11 protein-coding genes and 4 pseudogenes are annotated in these 17157 nt (G+C 65.2%); 3 read left to right on the top strand and 12 right to left on the bottom strand.

All coding sequences use genetic code 11. The features are described from left to right. Positions 1 to 701: 701 nt before the first annotated feature. The 3 genes and pseudogenes from QK291_RS18185 to QK291_RS18175 form a co-directional block, all read right to left on the bottom strand. A pseudogene (locus tag QK291_RS18185) lies at positions 702 to 820 on the bottom strand (recombinase family protein); the annotation flags it as partial. Positions 821 to 987: 167 nt separating this feature from the next. Further along, complete coding sequence (locus tag QK291_RS18180; protein ID WP_282384207.1) at positions 988 to 2352, bottom strand: DUF2252 domain-containing protein; 1365 nt, start codon at positions 2350 to 2352, stop codon at positions 988 to 990. A gap of 228 nt (positions 2353 to 2580) precedes the next feature. Next, positions 2581 to 2712, bottom strand: a pseudogene (locus QK291_RS18175) (helix-turn-helix domain-containing protein); the annotation flags it as partial. A 404-nt stretch (positions 2713 to 3116) separates the two neighbouring features. On the opposite strand from QK291_RS18175, the gene QK291_RS18170 reads away from it, so the two are divergent. Further along, positions 3117 to 3740: a TetR/AcrR family transcriptional regulator gene (locus tag QK291_RS18170; protein ID WP_282384206.1), complete on the top strand. Its 624-nt coding sequence runs from the start codon at positions 3117 to 3119 to the stop codon at positions 3738 to 3740. A gap of 268 nt (positions 3741 to 4008) precedes the next feature. On the opposite strand, the gene QK291_RS18165 is transcribed toward QK291_RS18170, so the two are convergent. From QK291_RS18165 to QK291_RS18135, 7 genes are all read right to left on the bottom strand, one after another. Beyond that, entirely contained in the window at positions 4009 to 5430 is a 1422-nt protein-coding gene (locus tag QK291_RS18165; RefSeq protein WP_282384205.1) for a glycosyltransferase, read from the bottom strand. Continuing rightward, a complete protein-coding gene (locus QK291_RS18160; protein ID WP_282384204.1) occupies positions 5427 to 6386 on the bottom strand; it encodes a HEAT repeat domain-containing protein in 960 nt (319 codons plus the stop codon). Before QK291_RS18160 ends, QK291_RS18165 begins: the two co-directional genes overlap by 4 nt. A 127-nt stretch (positions 6387 to 6513) precedes the next feature. Continuing rightward, positions 6514 to 8160 (bottom strand): response regulator, encoded by a 1647-nt coding sequence (locus QK291_RS18155; protein ID WP_282384203.1) that lies wholly within the window; start codon positions 8158 to 8160, stop codon positions 6514 to 6516. Next, positions 8157 to 8540 (bottom strand): response regulator, encoded by a 384-nt coding sequence (locus tag QK291_RS18150; RefSeq protein WP_282384202.1) that lies wholly within the window; start codon positions 8538 to 8540, stop codon positions 8157 to 8159. The genes QK291_RS18155 and QK291_RS18150 overlap by 4 nt, the downstream gene beginning before the upstream one ends. Beyond that, positions 8533 to 11679, bottom strand: a complete 3147-nt coding sequence (locus QK291_RS18145) for an ATP-binding protein (protein WP_282384201.1) — start codon at positions 11677 to 11679, stop codon at positions 8533 to 8535. The genes QK291_RS18150 and QK291_RS18145 overlap by 8 nt, the downstream gene beginning before the upstream one ends. A 316-nt stretch (positions 11680 to 11995) precedes the next feature. Beyond that, entirely contained in the window at positions 11996 to 13345 is a 1350-nt protein-coding gene (locus tag QK291_RS18140) for an MFS transporter (RefSeq protein ID WP_282384199.1), read from the bottom strand. A 55-nt stretch (positions 13346 to 13400) separates the two neighbouring features. Next, complete coding sequence (locus QK291_RS18135; RefSeq protein ID WP_282384197.1) at positions 13401 to 13772, bottom strand: hypothetical protein; 372 nt, start codon at positions 13770 to 13772, stop codon at positions 13401 to 13403. A 343-nt stretch (positions 13773 to 14115) separates the two neighbouring features. On the opposite strand from QK291_RS18135, the pseudogene QK291_RS18130 reads away from it, so the two are divergent. Next, positions 14116 to 14211: pseudogene (locus tag QK291_RS18130) on the top strand (murein transglycosylase); the annotation flags it as partial. A gap of 103 nt (positions 14212 to 14314) precedes the next feature. On the opposite strand, the gene QK291_RS18125 reads toward QK291_RS18130, so the two are convergent. Next, positions 14315 to 14518 carry a hypothetical protein gene (locus tag QK291_RS18125; protein ID WP_282384195.1) on the bottom strand — a complete coding sequence of 68 codons (204 nt, stop codon included), beginning with the start codon at positions 14516 to 14518 and terminating at the stop codon, positions 14315 to 14317. Positions 14519 to 14555: 37 nt separating this feature from the next. Here QK291_RS18125 and QK291_RS18120 point away from each other — a divergent pair. After that, a pseudogene (locus QK291_RS18120) lies at positions 14556 to 14654 on the top strand (dihydrofolate reductase); the annotation flags it as partial. 390 nt (positions 14655 to 15044) lie between these two features. On the opposite strand, the gene QK291_RS18115 reads toward QK291_RS18120, so the two are convergent. Next, positions 15045 to 16043 carry an alpha/beta hydrolase gene (locus tag QK291_RS18115; RefSeq protein ID WP_282384194.1) on the bottom strand — a complete coding sequence of 333 codons (999 nt, stop codon included), beginning with the start codon at positions 16041 to 16043 and terminating at the stop codon, positions 15045 to 15047. Positions 16044 to 17157: the final 1114 nt, after the last annotated feature.

Here is a 17157-nt window from a genome sequence, read left to right as displayed (position 1 = left end):
TCCACGGATCTTTCGCTATCCATACGAGGGCGACCCGCCCATTCTCCAACAGGATCAAGTTTTTCAGGGCACAAAAGCGCCGCACCCTGTCATTGCGGGGTGCGGCTGCTTGGGGGAGGTCTCTGGTGGGGAGAAATGGGTGTGGACAGTGTCCACACTCTTGCCTCTGATCTGATGTTCCGGGTGTGTGGGGTCCCGGAAACGGTCTATTCGGTTGTATGGGGGAGCGGCCGGCTACGGCAGACCTGGTAGCGCACTGTGGGGTCTCTTCTGGGTGTTCATCCTCGTTCGTCCTTCCGTCGGGTTTTCGCGTTCACCATTTCATGGTGGCTTGGGCCGTGTACAACATGATTTGCTGAATATTATCTAGATTGACCTGGCCTGCGGCCGGTCCAGATTTTCCGCTCTGGTACCTGTTCATGCAGGACTGCGGGGGGGAACCGCATGACATGGCCACTGATCCGAAGTTGATCATGAGCTCGCTGAGCCTGGCCAGTCGGCAGCGGGGCCGGCCTCGGGGGCAGGTTGTAGGAGTTGGTGGGCTTTGCTGCCATGGCCTTCCCACCATTTAGCCCGCCGACGGAGCCATCATTTTTCCCATCATCGCCGGCTCCGGTTTCTGGGTATCCGGCGTCGCTGTCCTCGCTGTTTTGGCTATGGGAGCTGGCTAAGCCCTCGATCAGATCCGGTCGATCTCTGCCTCCGCCGACGGTGCGTTCGGAGATGAGTTCGCGTTCGAATTCGGCGAGGGCGGCGATTGTTCCGAAGACCAGTTGCCCGGGGAACGTAACGGGGCGGTGGTGGTGTCGATGGCGGTGCCCTCGGACCAGCGGTGCATGCCGAGGTCAATCTCCGCCCCAGCGCAGTGGCCGTATCGGGCCGGCCGCGCACCCGTGTCCGCGCTTGCGGCGGGTGCTTCCCGGCGAGGGATGTGCGTGCCCCGGCCGGGTGGCTAGAAGGCGGTCGGTCAGTGTCCGCACCTGACGGTCAGTGCGCAGCGCGAAGGGCCTCATAGTCGAGCAATGATTGCCGGGCGTAGCTGAACGACCAGTCGACAACAGCTTCGGTGACGGCCTCGGATTTGCCCAGGTAGCCGAGGATCTGGCCTGCCGCGGGGCTTTGCGCGTGGGCGCGTGCGAGCAGGAGTGCGCACGTGCGGACGTAGTCGAAGAACGGGACAAAGTCGAGTCCCGCGAGGTCGATCGATCCTTTCATGTCGTGGAACTGGCGCACGTAGTAGTCGCGTTCGTCGGTCTGCAGATGCCCTAGGAACGGATCCGACACTGCCTGCAGCACCCGTTGGAACTGGACCACGCGGGCACCCTGACCATGCGCCGCCACATCCTGCGCGCTGCTGCTCGGCTGCGGGATGCCGCCGTAACGTTGCAACACTGACTGCCCGGCCTCCTTCACCTGGAGCAGCAGCGCATCCCCGTCGGGGGACTGCAGCAACTGCAGGAAGCAACGGGTCCCCACGCTCCCGACGCCGACCACACGGCGGGCCAGATCGGTGGGGGTGTACTGGGCCAGAACGGTGCGGACGTCGAGACTGACCGTGCGGCGGTATTCGGCGAACAGGCGCGGTACCACGTCGGTGCTCAGCACGTGCGCAGTCGTCATTGCCGGAGGCCGTTCAACGAAACGCAGGCGACCGTCGTGGTCTATCTGCGTGGTGCGACGCACGGCCCGCTGGTTGGTGCGCTTCGTGGCCGTCCTGATCGCGTGGTGCAGCACCTTCTGGGCGTCCGCGCTTAGGAGGCTGCGGGCGAATTTGATGTTGCTATGCATGTAGTAGCGCTCGTACGGGTTTCGTTCCAGCATCGTCGTCAGTGCGCTGCGGTACGCCCTTACGGTCCCTTGTGCTGCCTTGCGCACCTCGCGTTCCGTGTACTCGGCGTGCATTCCACCGACCACCACGCTCGTGACGAGCCGTTTGAGGTCCCAGTCCCACGGGGCTGCGCCGGCCTCGTCGAAGTCGTTGAGGTCGAAGACTAGTTTGCGTTCCGGGGAGGCATAGAAGCCGAAGTTGCTGATGTGCGCGTCACCGCATGCCGCGACCACGATCCCCGAGTGCGAGTCGCGGGCGAGGTCCATGGCCATCAGCCCGGCCGTTCCTCGGTAGAACGCGAAGGGGTTCTCGAGCATGCGCTCCATCCGCAGGGGCACCAGCTCCTGGTTGCGGTCTTCGTTCTGTTCGCGGATATGAGCGACGGCGTCACGATGTGCCGTGCTCCGCTCGGCCAGTGCACTACGCGGCGTGGTCCGGCGCAGTTGGCGGCCGCGGGCATACGCATCGGCACGGCTCAACTGCAGCTCTTCGCTAACCGGTGCGGAGTAAGACTCGGCAGGCATGAGGTCATTGTGAACGCTCGCACCCGGTTCCGCAACTACCCGGAGCGAGGTGGTGATCAGCCAGCCCGTGTTGAACGCGTAGGCATCCAGGACCACTCCGTGTGGCCGTACTGTCTGCGGCTGGGCCGCGTCCCCAGCGCCATGGGCTTAGCCTACCGATGCGCAAAAGCTTCCCGCCCGTGCCAAGGGTGCGGGCGTCCGATAGGGGATCGGCTCTCGGGCCGTTGTTCAGCTGCTCCTCGTCCGGTGCTCGGCGGCAAACTTGCTTGGCGTGGTGCCGGTGACCCGGGAGAAATCGCGGGTGAAGTGGGCTTGATCGGCGTAGCCCAGTATGGCGGCGGTCTCGGCCAGTGTTGCCGAGGTGGTGCGCAGTCCTCGCCCGCCTCGAGCGTTTCCCTGGTCCAGGCCTCCATGCGGGTGGTCATTTCGCCCGCCACCGCACGCATGCTCGCGATCGGGCCGCCCTTGGACATCGACCCCACACGCCGGGCATCGGCCTGGGAGTTGCCCGAGAGGCCGGAGAAGGCCAGACCCCGGCTGGTAACCATCGACGCGAAGTCCGCCGGTGCCACCACGCGTACGTTGTGTCCGGCCTCCTGGAGCCCGGCGCCCAACGCGATGTAGGGTTGCACGCCGCCTCGAGTGTCATTGGCTACGACGACGATGCGCACGCGGCTCCTTCGGACAGTGGGGCAAAGAGTTAACGGTACTGATACGATCCTGATACGTTAATGTAACGTATATGATTCAGAAAGGCAACGCTCATGAGCGAACCGGCTTTGAACGAGGACATCCTCCGCGCTGCCGCCGAGGTTCTGGCCGAGAACGGCTGGCAGGAACTCACCCTGGAGCGCGTCGCCCACACGGCGGGATTGTCACGGGTGACTCTCTACCGACGCGGGGTGACTAAGGAGAATCTTGTCGCGGCCCTGGCCGACCGGGCTGCGCACAGGTGGCAGGCCGCGATGTGGCCTGCACTGACCGGGCCAGGCAGCGGGGCGGAGCGGCTCTGCGCGGCGCTGCACGCCTGCTGCGCCGCCCTTGAGCTGCACCTTCCGCTGGTCGCCGCGCTCGGATCATCCCCGCAGCCCGGTGTCGGACCGGGTACACATCCGGGTCTGGAAGACCTGACCCCCATCGGTGGCCAGATGTCGGCCGCAACCACGGAGGTCTACGTTGCTCCGTTCGAACGGCTACTGCGTGACGGCGACGCCGACACCACCCTTGCCGAGCAGCCGGACCCGGCAGCTGCTGCCGTGTTGCTGTTCAGCATCGTGCCGGGCACCTATCTCCGCCTGCGGACCGTCCACGGTTGGGAACCGGACCGGGCCACCGCACTCCTTAAAGACCTCGTTCTTCGAGGCCTTTTGCCCCGAAATGGTAGGTAGGACACGAAGACCGTAGGCGCCCTTAGGGCATACCGCGGTGCCTCCACATCGGTGCTCCCCTCATGGCCGACGCGGTCAAAGGCAACGTGGACTGCGGCTACGGCAACTTCGGCGCCGCCCTTTGGACCAATCAAGATCACCCGACTCCAACCAACACCTGGAGCCGGCCGCGTCCATCACGGTGGCCCGTAGGGGCCGTGGGCCGCCCAGGACCACGAGCTGTTGAAGGGAGGGTGTACCACAGTCTCCAGTTTCCGCGACGGCTTCCTCACGCCCGCGCCGGCGTCCCAAGGCCTTTCCGGCTCATTACGCCCCAGTCCTTGCGGCCCCGGGTATAACGCCACAGTCCCAGGAGCCGCCAGACAACGGTGAGCTGGCGGTAGCCAACACCTTCCACGACACTCCAGAGCAGCAGTAGCAGCAGATCACGCCAGCGCTGGTAGCGCCGGTATGTCAACTCCTCCAGAGCGATGACTGCCACGTTCAACAGCACACCCCAGCCATAGGCCACCGCCAGAAACAACGCGCCGAACGTCACATCGACCGCTCCGAGGGCCAAGCCCAGCGGCACGGCGATCAACCCCAGCGCCTCCACGACCGGACCCAGCAGCTCCACCACCACGTAGTAGGGGTAGACCACCAGTCCCAGGGCCCGGTATCGGGGATTGAACAGAACGCCCCGGTGCCGGCGCAACACGTCGGTCAGACCCCGGTGCCAACGGTCCCGCTGCCGTCCGAGCACACGCCAGGACTCCGGGACCTCGGTCCAAGCCACCGGGTCGGGAACGAAATCCACCCGGCTCGCGGTCCCGCGGTCTTGGCCCTGGCGCCGCAGATCGGCAATGAGCTCCATGTCCTCCCCGACCGTGTCATGGACGTAGCCGCCCACCTGCATCACGGATTCCCGCCGAAAAAGACCGAAGGCGCCCGAAATGATCAGGTTTCCACCGAGGTTATTCCAGCCCAGCCTTCCGAAAAGGAACGAGCGGAGGTATTCCACGGTTTGGCAGCCTGCGAGCAGACCCCGGGGAACCCGCGCATCAAGGACGCGCCCGTGGGCCACCCTCGAACCATTGGCAACGCGGATGGTACCGCCGGCGGCCACCACGTTCTCGTCGGTCAGGAAGGGCCGTACAATCCGCAGCAACGCATCCGGTTCGATGAGAGTGTCGGCGTCGATGGCGCAGACAAGCTCGCCGGTTGCGCAGTTGAGGCCAGCGTTGAGGGCATCGGCCTTCCCGCCATTCTCCTTGTCCACAACCAGCAGCTGGGGGTGGATCTTTGAGCGGTAGAGGCCGCGCACGCGTTGGGACTGCACCTGATTGCGGAAGATCGGGTGGATTGGATATAGGTCGAACGTGCGGATCAGTACTTCGAGGGTCGAGTCTCCGGAGCCGTCATTGATGAGCACCACTTCCAGCGCCGGGTACTGGAGCATCATCAGCGCGTGGACGCTTTCAGCCACGTTGGCTTCTTCGTTGTATGCGGGCGCGAGGGCACTGATGGTCGGTGTCACAGCTGACCCGAGCAGGCCAACCCGGTCCTCTTGCCATACCCGCTGCCGATGCCGGCGCATCGCCGTCGTGGCACTGACCAGAAGAGCCGTTTGGCAACCGTTGACCACAATGAAATAGGCGAACACCGACCAGGCGAAACCTGCCAAAACCATTGTGATGGCGTCATAGATCATTTGCGCTCCTGCCCGTCTATTGCCAACACTGCCGCTTCGACCCGGCCCGCCGCGCCTTGGCCCGGGCTGGCCCGGTCCAGCACCTGCCGGGCCATGTCCTGAGCGAACCGGTCCGTGCTTTGGAGCGCGCGCTGAAGATACAGCTGACCTGGGCCGCCGAGACGGTCGAGCGCAAGGCCTGCCGCGCGGCGGACTTCCCAGGCAGGATCGCCCAGCCTGTCTGCGAGCAGCGGCGAGCTTGGCCAGTGCCCGAGGCCGCCCAATCCGGCCGCAGCTGTGGACCGTACCAAGGCCGCGGGGTCAGCAAGCAGCTCTTCCAGCCACTCGATGCTGTCGGGCCCGCCGCCGGAGGCAATCACCTGGGCGACGGCGGCCCGAACCGCGGGATCACTGTCGTGCCTGTGCGCCAGCGCCGGTCCCGTTAGGGCGGAGTTGTGGACGCGGGACGCGACGAGGAGGGCACTGGCCAACGAAGCCGGGGCCGCTTCGGCCAAATGGCTGATGACAGCTGGTACGGCGTGGAGGCCCATCCGGATCAGGGCGCCCTGGGCGGTCAGCCGGCAGGCGAGGTCCCCGTCGCTGAGCATCCGGACCAGCCTGGCGGCGACTTGCGGGCTCGGGTGGTTCGCCGCCCAGGCGGCCGCGGAGCTTCGCACTTCCGGGCGGGGGTCGTCCAGCAACCGGGGGACCGTGGCCTGGCCGGTGCCCAAGATGAGGAGCAGCCGGACACCTTTGAGGCGGCGGGGCCAAAGCGCGCTGGTGCACCAGCGCGCGGAGCGCTCCGCGAGTTCCACGTACTCGGGCAGCTCCGCAAGCCGTGCCCGGCCCACATCGTCGATACTGCGCGTTGCATCGGCCACGGCTTCGATCGATTTGTCCAGTGGAAGCCTCGGCAAGGCCGGACGCTCCGGGTCGCCGCTCAGGACCCGGGCCAGGATATGCATGCTGACCCGCATCCCGGGCCTCAGTCTCGCGGCGCGAACCTGCCGGAACACCGCATGGCCGAAAATTAGGATCAGCCCGGCACCGAGAATCCCTAACTCGGTGAACCAGACGCCGGTGAGTATGTCGTAGAGCTGAATGTCAGTCTCCCAGTGCCCGGCGCACGCGCTGCATTAGCACCGGCACGCTGAAGGGTTTGGCTACGTGGTCGAAGGCCCCTAATTCAATGGCACTGACGATCTCCGTCTCGCTGGAGTGGGCGGTCAGCATGATCACGCGGGTGGCCGCGAGGTTCTCCGCCATGGCCATCTGGCGCAGCACGCCGAATCCGTTGAGTGCCGGCAGGTCGACGTCGAGCAAGACCACACGCGACCGCAGGGCGGCCGGGCTGCCCGCGAGCTCAGCGGCAGCGGCCTGCCCGTCGGTGAAGAGCCGGAACCGGTAGCCGCGCGTCGTCAAGGCATGCCCGAGGAGCTCCGCAAGCAGTGGATCGTCTTCAACGATCACCACGTCCACGTCGAAGTCGGCGGCGACAAGTCCGCCGGACGGCCTGGCAGCTTGGTCAACAGCTTGCGCATCCCGTGTCCGATCAGCCAGCGCGTTTGCACGGAGCACCCGCGTGCGTTTCAGCCGGTTCAGGACCCGCCCTGCAAGGTAGGTGCCAGCGAACGGCATGGCCACGACATCGTCAGCGCCGGCGTCGAAGAGGGCGGCCACGGCGGGCGCGTCGTCGTATGCCGACAAGAGGAGAACAGGCAGGCCGGCCCACTGGGCGTCGCTGCGGAGTACCCGGCATAATTCCGCTCCGCCAGCCCCGGGCAAACTGGTTCCAAGGATCACCAGGTCCGGTTGCGTCTGCTCCAGCAGCTCCCAGAACTGGGCCGGGTCCTCCAGTCCCACCGCGCGCAGCCCCGCGTTCTGCAGTGCGGCGCGCACTGAGGACAGGCTCGCGGTTACGTGGTCGAGGACCAGCACTGTGCATGCGAGCGCCTTGGTGGGTGTAAGCAGGTCCTGCACCGCGCTGAAGAGCTCCTCGGGGGACGCCTCGATGCTGAGGAATCCGCGGGCCCCCGCGCGCGCCGCCGAGACTCTGTCGCAGGGTGCATGCGGCGGCGTCAGGGCCAGCGAGGGAATAGGAGGATCCAGCGCGGCCAGGCGGGCTATGAGAGCGACTCCGCCGTCGCCCCCGCTGAGGTCGATGAGCGCGGCTTCGGGCCGTGGCCCTTCCTGCGGAAGCCAGCCGTGCGCACCGATGCCCAAAGACTGGAAACCGCAGTGGATCGCGGCCGCGGCCAGCTGCTCCCGGCGCTGACGACCGGTTGCAGCGATGGCCACGAGGGGCCCGGCGGGTAAGCCCTCTGGTCTGGGGACACCTGCAGAGCGGCCGGCCGCTGATGGCGGCGCTGACTCCAGGGGGCGGGTCACGACACCTTCCGTGGCGGGCGCCGGGTCCCGGCTGAGGTCACGCCGGAGCGCTACCACTTCATCGGCTGCGACAAGTGTTCGGTCCAGCGGAACAGGGTACGTACCTGCCAGAATTCCCTCCAGCTCGCGGGCCGCCTCGGAGGCGCGCCGGAACCCGAAGGTGCCGGCGGCACCGGCCAATCTGTGGGCGTCGCGCTCGGCGGCACTGCGATCCTCCGGGGACAGCCTCGCCTCTATCATGGCCAGCACCGCGTCCTCGAGCACGGCCACGCGGCCCATGACCTCGCCGCGGTTGCTGTTCCAGATGGCGCGGATCGCTGCCGTCGGATCAACCTTGCCGGTCGTTGGTGCACCGCCGTTCATGACTGCCAGCCCAGGATGCCCGCAATCTGGTCACAGAGTGCCATGGGGTCGAACGGTTTCGAGAGCATACCGGCGACCCCAATGGAAGCGAACCGGCTCCGGTCGGCCGCCTGCGTTTTAGCCGTCAGGAAGATGACGGGCACGCCGCGCGTTGCAGGCTGCTCCTGCAGCAGAACGAAGGTGGCCGGCCCATCAAGTCCGGGCATCATGACGTCCAGCACGATCGCATCGGGCGGACTGGTGCGCGCCTTCTCGAGGCCTTCCAGCCCGGAGGCGGCGGTTTCGACGTCGTATCCCCCCACCATCTCGAGCACGGTGCGGGCCACTTCCCGAATGCCCTCGTCGTCGTCGACCAACAAGATGCGCCGGGGGTTATCCATGGTTTACCCCCTCTGCATTCAGGGTCAGAAGGCCTAGCAGGTCCACCACGTGCCGTTCAAACTCATCCGGGTTGACGCGTCCTTTCGTGAAGAACCCGGTCTTTCCAAGTCGCAGCCGCTTTCGGTCCGCCTCGCTGAGGTCACGGGCGCTGTAGACGGCCAATGGCACACTGCGGAGCCGGGAGTCCCGGCGAAGCTGCGCCACCACGGCGAAACCATCCTGGTCCGGCAACTGCAGGTCAAGCACCACTAGATCCGGGACTATGTGGGCGCACAACGCCAGCGCCTGCCGGGCGGTCGACGCGTGGTGGACATCAATGCCGAGCTGCCGGAATCCCTCCGTCAGAACGGCGGCAAGGCCCTCGTCATCCTCAACTAGCAGCAACGCCGGTCCGGCGTTGCGCTTTCCGAGGGCCTCGCCAACCGCCGCCAACAGACCATCCATGTCCAACGGCGCGTCGGAACACGTTAGGGCCTCAGATTCAGCCAGGATCTTGTCGCCGTCGAAGCTCAGAAAGACCACCGGAATGTCCCGGGTATAGGGATTGCCGCGCAGGCCGACGGCGGCCTCCCAGTTGGCCACGGCCAGGTTCCTCTGTTCAAGCAGGATGACTGCGGGACGGTGCTGGAGTGAGGCGTCTAATAGCGCGGTACTGCTCACCACCTCTATGGGTTCATAACCATGCGGCAACAGCATCTCCGCTATTCGGACACGTACCGAGGCGTCTTCGCTGCAGATGACGACTTTCGGTCCGCCGGGCGCCCCGGCTTGAAGGTCCAGGCCCGCCGCGTCGGCTGCGGGCAGCGTCAAAGTGACGGTTGCCCCTCCTGCTGGCCCGCTTTCGGCCCATATGCGCCCGCCGTGCTGTTCCGCGATGGTCCGGCAGATGGCCAGGCCTAGGCCCGTGCCGCCCTTCTCCCGGGCATCGGAACCATCCACCTGCTGGAAACGGTCGAAAATCCGTTCCAGATCTTCAGCCGGAATGCCGCGGCCCTGGTCCCGGACTTGGATCGAAAGCCCGGCTGCGTCCGAACGGACTAGCAGGCGAACCTCTTCTCCGCCGGGCGAGAACTTGATGGCATTGCTGAGCAGGTTGGTCATGGTCTGTTCGATCCGATCGGGGTCGACCGAGTGCACGGCAGGCCGGGCATCGAGCGTCAAGCGCACCCCGGCACCGTCGGCCATGGAACGCATTACCTCCATGGACCGCTCAGCCAGGACGGCGACGTCGCATGCCTGCAACTCAAGGGCCACCTCGCCGGAGTTGAGCCGCTCGATATCGAGTATGTCGTTGATCAGACGCACCAGGCGGTCCGTATTGTGGGCGGCGATATCCACCATCTGCTGTCCTCTGGGGTTCAATTCGCCCAGGAGGCCGGCCCGCAGCAGGCCCAACGCCCCGTGGATAGAAGTCAAGGGAGTCCGCAGTTCATGTCCAACCACTGAGATAAACTCGTCCTTCACCCGTTCCGCGGCGTGCCGTTCACTCACATCCCGGATCGTGCAACTGAACACGCGCTGCGCTCCGTCATCCGTAGTCCATGCGGTTACTTCAGCGGGAAATCCACGCCCCGAGCGGTGAAGCATCGGATGTTCAAAACGCTCTGTCGGCTTTCCCGCTTCGTCAGATCCACAGTCCAGCCCGAGCAGCCGCTCAAGGGATCTCCTGTCTTCTTGACCCCGGACCAACGAGACCAGCGGGCGGCCGATCGCCTCAGCCCTAGGCCACCCGAATGTTTCTTCGGCCTGAACGTTCCACTCGCTCACCAGTCCTTCCGCGTCGAATTGCACGTAGGCCTCGCCCGCGGACGCAAGGATCCGCCGGGTCAGTTCCTGGCTTTGCTGCACCGCTGCGAGGGCCGCATGCTGCTCGGTGATGTCCAGCAGGGTACCGACGATGACGCGCGGAGCGCCGGGCTCCTGGACAATCTCGCCCCTGCTGTGGACCACCATCTGAGTACCATCGGCACGGATGGAGCGGCACGCGAAGTCAAGGTTGCCGACTCCGGCTGCCACCCGCGCGCACATCTCGGTGACGCGTTCCTGATCATCCGGATGCAAAGTCTTGAGCCAGGTGTCCGCCGTCTCATCACCGCTGCCGGGCTCCATGCCGTATAGCCGGTAGAGACCGCGCGACCATTTGACGGAATCCTTGTCTGGATCCCATTCCCAGCTCCCCATCCGGGCAACCGTCTCGGCGATCGAAAGGCGGCTCTCGCTGAGCCGCAGGTTGCGCTCCTGCTCGAGCTGCGGCCGGAGGTCCCGCATTACTTCCGTGACATAGTAGCCTTCCGGGAAGTCCGCGTCGTGGTGCAGATAGGACTCGACGTCCACGGGAATGGAACCCCCAGCAGGGGACAGTAACGAGCGTGCCCCCTGCCACCGGCCAGCCGCGACAAGGGCCGGCATATCCTCCGACTGGATTCGTTCCAGCTCTTCGGCCGAGAACATATCCTTGATCGTGTAGGAGCGGATATCCTCGTCCGCGCCGATGCCAAGCATGGCGCGCCCGCTGCTGTTCATCCACTCCACCTGGCCATCGGACCTGCCCACCACAATCAGGTTCGGGCTGGCTTCCACCACGGAGACCAGCCGGCTGCGTTCGGTCTGCGCCCGGCGCTGCAGGGCGTCCACGGTGCGGCGTTCCCGGAGGTCGTGGATGGTGATCACGGTGCCGCGGAATCTCCCGGCCCTCACCCCGGGCCGGGAGACGAACTCGACGGGCAGCTGCTCCTGGTCACGGCCCCCGAGGGAGATGAATCCACCAGCGGAATCCGCGCGGCCAACGGCGGCACACAATGCACACCCGTCTGTGCCGACGCCTGTGCTTGTCCCGACAACGGCATTCCCTTCCGTTGGACGGTGCCGCAGTGCATGGTGGTGGTCCCGGCCGAGCAGGACGTCGGCCCGGTCCACGCCGACCAGCTCGCACAGTGTCTTGTTGACGAATGAGATTCGGCCGCCCATATCGATGCCGTAGATCCCGCCTCCCACTGCGTCGAGCACATGTTGGGCGTTCTCGCTGGCCGTTACAGCGAGTCGCCGGGACAGAGGGCCGGCAGCGGTCGCCAAAAGTGTGAAGCTGCCGTGGATGAACGCCTCGCGAACACGCGAGAACGACTTGAGGATACGGGTCATCAGTGGATTATGTCAGACATCTCCGAAGCGAAATCGCACCTTGCGATAACCCTGATCAAATAAATTCAGCGCCGCACCGCTGTCAATCCGGTGCGGCAGTCTAGGGGGGCCGGTGGGGAGAAGTGGGGGGTGTGGACAGTGTCCACACTTTGGGTCTCGGACTGAGCCATACCGGTGCCAGACTTGCTCGGATTGCGGATGTTTTCGGGGAGTGTCGGAATGGCAGGGGCAGGAGTCCGGTTCGAGTCCCACCTCGGGCACGTGTTTTCCCTGTTCAGAGGCTTTCTGGGCCTCTGAGTGTGCACAAGCTGTTCACCTACGGCCCCTGCGGGGGCCCGTTTTTGTTGGTGGCCGTTGCGTCTTTCGTGTTGGTAGCGCTGTGACTGGTTATCTGTTCATGGCGTGGAGGGTCGCTGACTGCGTGACCGGACGATGGCGGGGGGAGCGTTGCTGCCTTTGCTGGTTTGCATTCTTTCAGTTCGGGTCGAGCCCGGCAACTTCTCTGTCCTGTCAAGAATACGGCGGCCAGGGTCAGGGTGGCGGCGGCTGAGGTGAAGAGCAGGGCCTGCGGGTAGCCAGTGGTTGGGGCTATGAGGGCCAGCAGGTACGGTACCGCCAGCCCGGAGTAGGCGAGGCTGTAGAACAGGGCAATTACAGCGCCCAACTGCCCGGGCGCGGCGATTTCCTCGACCTCCCGCAGCCCGACAATAAGGCATATTCCATAGCCCGCCCCTAGCATTAGGGCGGCCGTGGTCGCGGTGGCAATCCCGGGGAAGGCCGTGGCGAACGCTGCCGCGGCGCAGCCCGCAGCCACAATGCCAAGGCCTGTTACCGCAGCGGCGGTGCTGCCGTGGGCCGCCCCGGCCTCGTGCATGCGCCTGCCCAGAGGCTGGGAGACCACGCCCGCGGCGAGGGCACCGGCGGCGAGCAGTCCGGGGAAAGCCACGCCGAGTACACCCGTGGGTCCGGTTCCGTGGCCCGGAAGGGTGGTAAAGGCCAGTGTGACGCTGCCGAAGACCCATGGCCCGAGAGGCACAACCACCAGGCGGAACCGGGCCGAGGAGGCCGACGGCGGCAGCAAAGGAGCCGGAGGATCTGATTTTCTGGCGCCTGACACCGTCTCTCGGGCGCGCGGGAGCATCAGCAGTGCACTGCCGGCCAGGGCCAGGTGCACAATGTAGGGCAGGACCTGCGGTGCCGGCCCCCACTGCGCCAAGGGACCGGCCACGAGCGGGCCGATACCGAACCCTGCTGTCAATGCCAGCGCCGCCCGGCGTGCGCCGGTGCCGGCACATTCGTCCCCGGAGAGCTCCTTTACCCAGGCGGTGCCGGCCGTGAAGACCGTACCGGAGACCAACCCGGTCAGCAGCCTGCCTGCGTACAGCCCGGCCATACCCCACTGCCCGGTCATCAAGACGGCTGTAGCCAGTAGCGACAATGCGGTGAAGGCCACCATCACCGGACGCCGTCCCCGTCTGTCGCTAATCCTTCCGCCGAAGATCAGACCCGGGATCAGGCCCAGGGCGTAGACGCCGAACACGGCGGTCGCATCCGCGTCCGAGAGGGCGAGGGTGCGGCGGTAGAGCGCGAGCAGGGGAACGAACTGGTTCGCCCCGTAACCGGCGGCGAACATCGCAAGGGCTGGCCACCACCATTGCCGCCTCACGGACGGGGTGTCACGGTGGGGTCTCCGACCGCGAGGGTCTCCGCGGACAATGGGGTCAGAGGCTGGAATGGCCGGCAGCGGCTTCCTCCAGGGCGCCTTTGCAGGCCAAAAGCGTCCGGTCGAATGTGGCTGGGTCCTCACGGTTCAAGGTGATCATCACGGTCCGGGTCGCGCCTCTCCGGACGACCGTCAAGGCGTCCCGTCCCATGCCGGCCACGACTGGGGCGCCGAGCCCGGTCCGATCCGGGGCCACCACGTGCGACTGGCCGCCGCTTCCCCTCACTGCCGCGGCGACCTCGTAAAGGGGACCTCGCCGGCGGCCCACCAGGGTGTATCTGGACGAACGTGCGGCCAGCTCCAGCGACAGCGCCGCACCGCTACCGCCGCCGGCCCCAGTGAGCAGAATCGACCGGTCTTGCAGATCCATGGAATGTCCCTTCAGAAAGCAAGCGATAGTAGGTGGTGAAGCGCGGTCCGGTGGCCGCTGGGATGAGGGTCCGGAACCCACAACCCTGGGCGTCGGCATTCCTTCGCCGTAGAAGGCCACGGAGCTCATCGTTACGTCCCCGTGGTCAATCCGTCGTCTCGCACAATGGTGGACTTTCTGAGTCCATGTATCGATTTTGGCGGCCCAGAATAACGCGTTGGAGGACCTAATGAGCCTGCCCAAGCGTTGCCCTGGGCTTTGCAGACAAGGATACTGTGTGGCAACGGACGAGGTGGTCTTAGTCAAGGTGAATGAGGCCAGTGTGAGTTCGGCGGCTTCTTTTCCCATGCAGTTCATTCCCTCCACCTGGCAGCTTGTAGGGCGGGACGGAACGGCGGACCCGTTCAATATCGACGACGCCGCCCTGAGCGCGGCGACCTAGATGGGCACCGCCGAATGAGTCCCCGGGCGGAAGGCCCATGGCGGTGAACGCCGAGGGGGCCCGGTGGATCCACGAGGTGCTTCAAGTGGCTGGCGAGGATTCAGGAGGTGATGCCTTCCTTTGACTTGGCCAGCATTTCCCTGAAGTGGCGCCGGTTGCCGCTGATCACGTCGCGCAGAACCAGCCGCGCCCAGGCGGCGCCGCGGACCTCGAGCTCCGCATTGGTGGGGCGTCCGCTACGCGGTTCGGTTGCATCGCGGCTTGATTCCGTTGTCGGTCTTGAGTCGTTTGGTTCGGTCACCATAAGGTGATTGCGAACGACAAGCACTTCAGGAGATGACATGTCACTCGTCCGCGTGCATAACTTCTCAGTCTCCCTCGACGGCTTCGGCACCGGCGAGGGCCAGCAACTCGACGCTCCGTTCGGTCACGCAGGCTCCTCCAGGAAGACGCCGGCGGCGAACTCTGTGACTTTGAGTTCCGGAGGTCTGAACTCGCAGAGTTCCTGAGTCAAGGGGGTTTGGGAGTCCGTGAGTTTGGGAACGTCAGGGTCGCGGTGGGTGCCAGGCCGCCGGCGTCGTGCAAGATGTTTGGGGGTATGAAGGTGCGGACTCGGTGCCCTGCCGAACTGACGAAGTGCCGTGGTCACAGACTTACTGAGCCTGCAGGTCCGCGCCGGCTGGATTGTGAGGGGCTGCGGACCGGAGGCATTGGCGTCTCGCCCTGGCTGCCTCTGTGACTTCGGCAGTTCCGAAGGTCCGGACTCAAAGAGTTCCTGAGTTGCAGACTGACGGAGTTGTCAGTTGCGCCTGAGAGCCGTTGCTGGTGGTTTAACCCAACATAGCCCCGTGGCGTCGCGCCGGCGTCGCTAGGCCTGGGACGTTAGTGTCGGTGTGCTCACCTTCAGCGGTTTCCCCATGGGTCCGCAACCCCTCGAGCAGCTGTTGCACCTGCTCGGGCCGCTCTATGTGGGCGAAGTGGCCGCAGCAGGGCATCGTCACCAACTGGACGTGCGGAACAACGTCCGCCAACCGGACAAGGTCAGACGGGGGAGTGAAGACATCGGTGTCCCCGCGGGTCGCCAGGACCGGGCAGCGGATTGCGCGCCATTGCCTAAAATCATAGTGCGCTGCGGCCTGGGTGGCCGCGAAGAAGCTGGCTGGGCGGGCGTCAGTGCTGAGACCACGGATAACCCACGCGTTAACCGCCGCGGGATATGCGAAGAAGGGGGACATCAGGGGTCTCATTACAGGTGTTGCACCGATGGCCCGCACTATTGCCGGGCCCGCCGGGCCGAGGGCTGCCAGAGAGCGCATAAGCAGTAGCATGCCGACAAATGCCGGGGATCTGGACAAGCTGCGCAGTGGCCTTCGGGCAGCCTCGGATACGTCGAAGGTGGTCGCCGAAATGGTGACTACGCTGGCGGTCCGCCCCGGCCAGGCCGCGGCGATGTGCAATGCCAGGAACCCGCCCATTGAGTGGCCCACGAGGTTCCATCGCCGGTAGCCAAGCGCGCTCAATACATCGGTGACAGCGCGTGCCATCGCTTCGATGCTGAAATGTTCAAACCGGACACCCCTCGTGGATTCACCCCAGCCCGGGAGATCAATCAGCACCCGGTCAATGGCCACAGCACCGAAAAGCAGCGGGAGGAATGTGGTCCAGGATCCTGCGGCGCCGTGAAGGTAGACATCCGGTGTGCCCGACGAGGGAGGCGGGCCCCCGTCGCTCTCTTGGATACGGACCGTGCAGGGGCCCAAATCCGTGGGCAGGATGTGCAGCCGCAATGCTGCCGGTACCGTAGGGGCGGTTTCCTGCTGAACGCTCATGGTCACCTTCTGTTCTTGGTTTCGGAAAGGATTCGGGGCCGCGGGGCTCCCGGACCGGTCTTGCAGGTTCCGGCGGACTCTGACGGCCGCGGGCTGCGTGAATCGTCGGGTGGGCCGCGACCGCGTATGCATCGCAGACCAGGCCCTGACGGGCCGCCGAACTCCTCGCGGCCGCGACTGCCGGTCATTGGGTCAACAGGTGTGGGGAGTGTCATGGTCCGTCCGTGTGGGTGTGCCCCAAACTGACGTCAATAGACTGGGTGCATTTGCAACAGAGTGGGTCAGCTGCGCCATTTCCTGACGGCGTGCAGCTATGGGGCTAGGAGTCAGCCCGACACTCGCTGCGGGATGGCTCTCGGCTTGTTTCCCGACCACTTCAGCTGCGGTCTCGATGGTGTTTTTTTGCAAAGGTTTGAGGTCAAAGGCTGGCGTTGGATTTGGGGGAGATGCCAGCATTAACCACGAACGAATCAACCCCTGGTGGCCCGTAAAATTCATGCTCAGCTGATTTGTGATCCTTCTGGAGAAGATTCCCAGGGAACCATTAGCTTCTCTTTCGAGGGCAGCGAGTATGAAATTGACCTCTCAGCAGATAATGCCGTCGACCTGAGCAATACGCTCAAAAGATATGCCGCCAAGGGGCGGCGTTTGCGTGGGCGGTCCGGTCCCACGGCTGGCCGTGCCGTGTCGATGAGTCGTGAAGAGACCCGGCAGATCCGCAGCTGCGCCACGGAGAACGGGCAACCCCAGCCCCTGCGGACGTATCAACCAGGCCATTAGGCAGGCATAGGCCGCCGCTCAGGTATAGCCAGAGGTCAGGGTCGCACCTCCAGTTTGGACCGTCTTCGTTGAGTGCGCCTCTATTGGGCATCTGCGGAGAGCCTCCGCGCGAGTCCAGGACTCAAGTGCGGAGGCTCCACGTAGGCGGCGAGGAATGTGACGTTGACCGCCCAGTCATGAAATGAGGCACTGCCGGCGAACGCTTGTTTGTAGTGATTTAGACCGGTCTCGAGGGTTGCGTCGGATGTTCCCCTGGGTGGGTTGTGTAACGGGTTGGTCTCGGTTGGGGAGTGACCCATCCGGGGCGGGGGGTGTTCCCGAAGTACTCCTGACA

The organism is Arthrobacter sp. AL12, from assembly GCF_029960645.1.
Lineage (GTDB): Bacteria > Actinomycetota > Actinomycetes > Actinomycetales > Micrococcaceae > Arthrobacter.
The sequence above is the reverse complement of the archived record's forward strand: the minus strand, read 5'-3'. Positions and strand labels throughout refer to the sequence as shown.

What these genes read in the sequence shown, in the direction of transcription:
- QK291_RS18180 (WP_282384207.1), bottom strand. Translation starts at nt 2,352, where the DNA reads ATGCCTGCCGAGTCTTACTCCGCACCGGTTAGCGAAGAGCTGCAGTTG.
- QK291_RS18170 (WP_282384206.1), top strand. Translation starts at nt 3,117, where the DNA reads ATGAGCGAACCGGCTTTGAACGAGGACATCCTCCGCGCTGCCGCCGAG.
- QK291_RS18165 (WP_282384205.1), bottom strand. Translation starts at nt 5,430, where the DNA reads ATGATCTATGACGCCATCACAATGGTTTTGGCAGGTTTCGCCTGGTCG.
- QK291_RS18160 (WP_282384204.1), bottom strand. Translation starts at nt 6,386, where the DNA reads ATGCGGGTCAGCATGCATATCCTGGCCCGGGTCCTGAGCGGCGACCCG.
- QK291_RS18155 (WP_282384203.1), bottom strand. Translation starts at nt 8,160, where the DNA reads ATGAACGGCGGTGCACCAACGACCGGCAAGGTTGATCCGACGGCAGCG.
- QK291_RS18150 (WP_282384202.1), bottom strand. Translation starts at nt 8,540, where the DNA reads ATGGATAACCCCCGGCGCATCTTGTTGGTCGACGACGACGAGGGCATT.
- QK291_RS18145 (WP_282384201.1), bottom strand. Translation starts at nt 11,679, where the DNA reads ATGACCCGTATCCTCAAGTCGTTCTCGCGTGTTCGCGAGGCGTTCATC.
- QK291_RS18135 (WP_282384197.1), bottom strand. Translation starts at nt 13,772, where the DNA reads ATGGATCTGCAAGACCGGTCGATTCTGCTCACTGGGGCCGGCGGCGGT.
- QK291_RS18125 (WP_282384195.1), bottom strand. Translation starts at nt 14,518, where the DNA reads ATGGTGACCGAACCAAACGACTCAAGACCGACAACGGAATCAAGCCGC.
- QK291_RS18115 (WP_282384194.1), bottom strand. Translation starts at nt 16,043, where the DNA reads ATGAGCGTTCAGCAGGAAACCGCCCCTACGGTACCGGCAGCATTGCGG.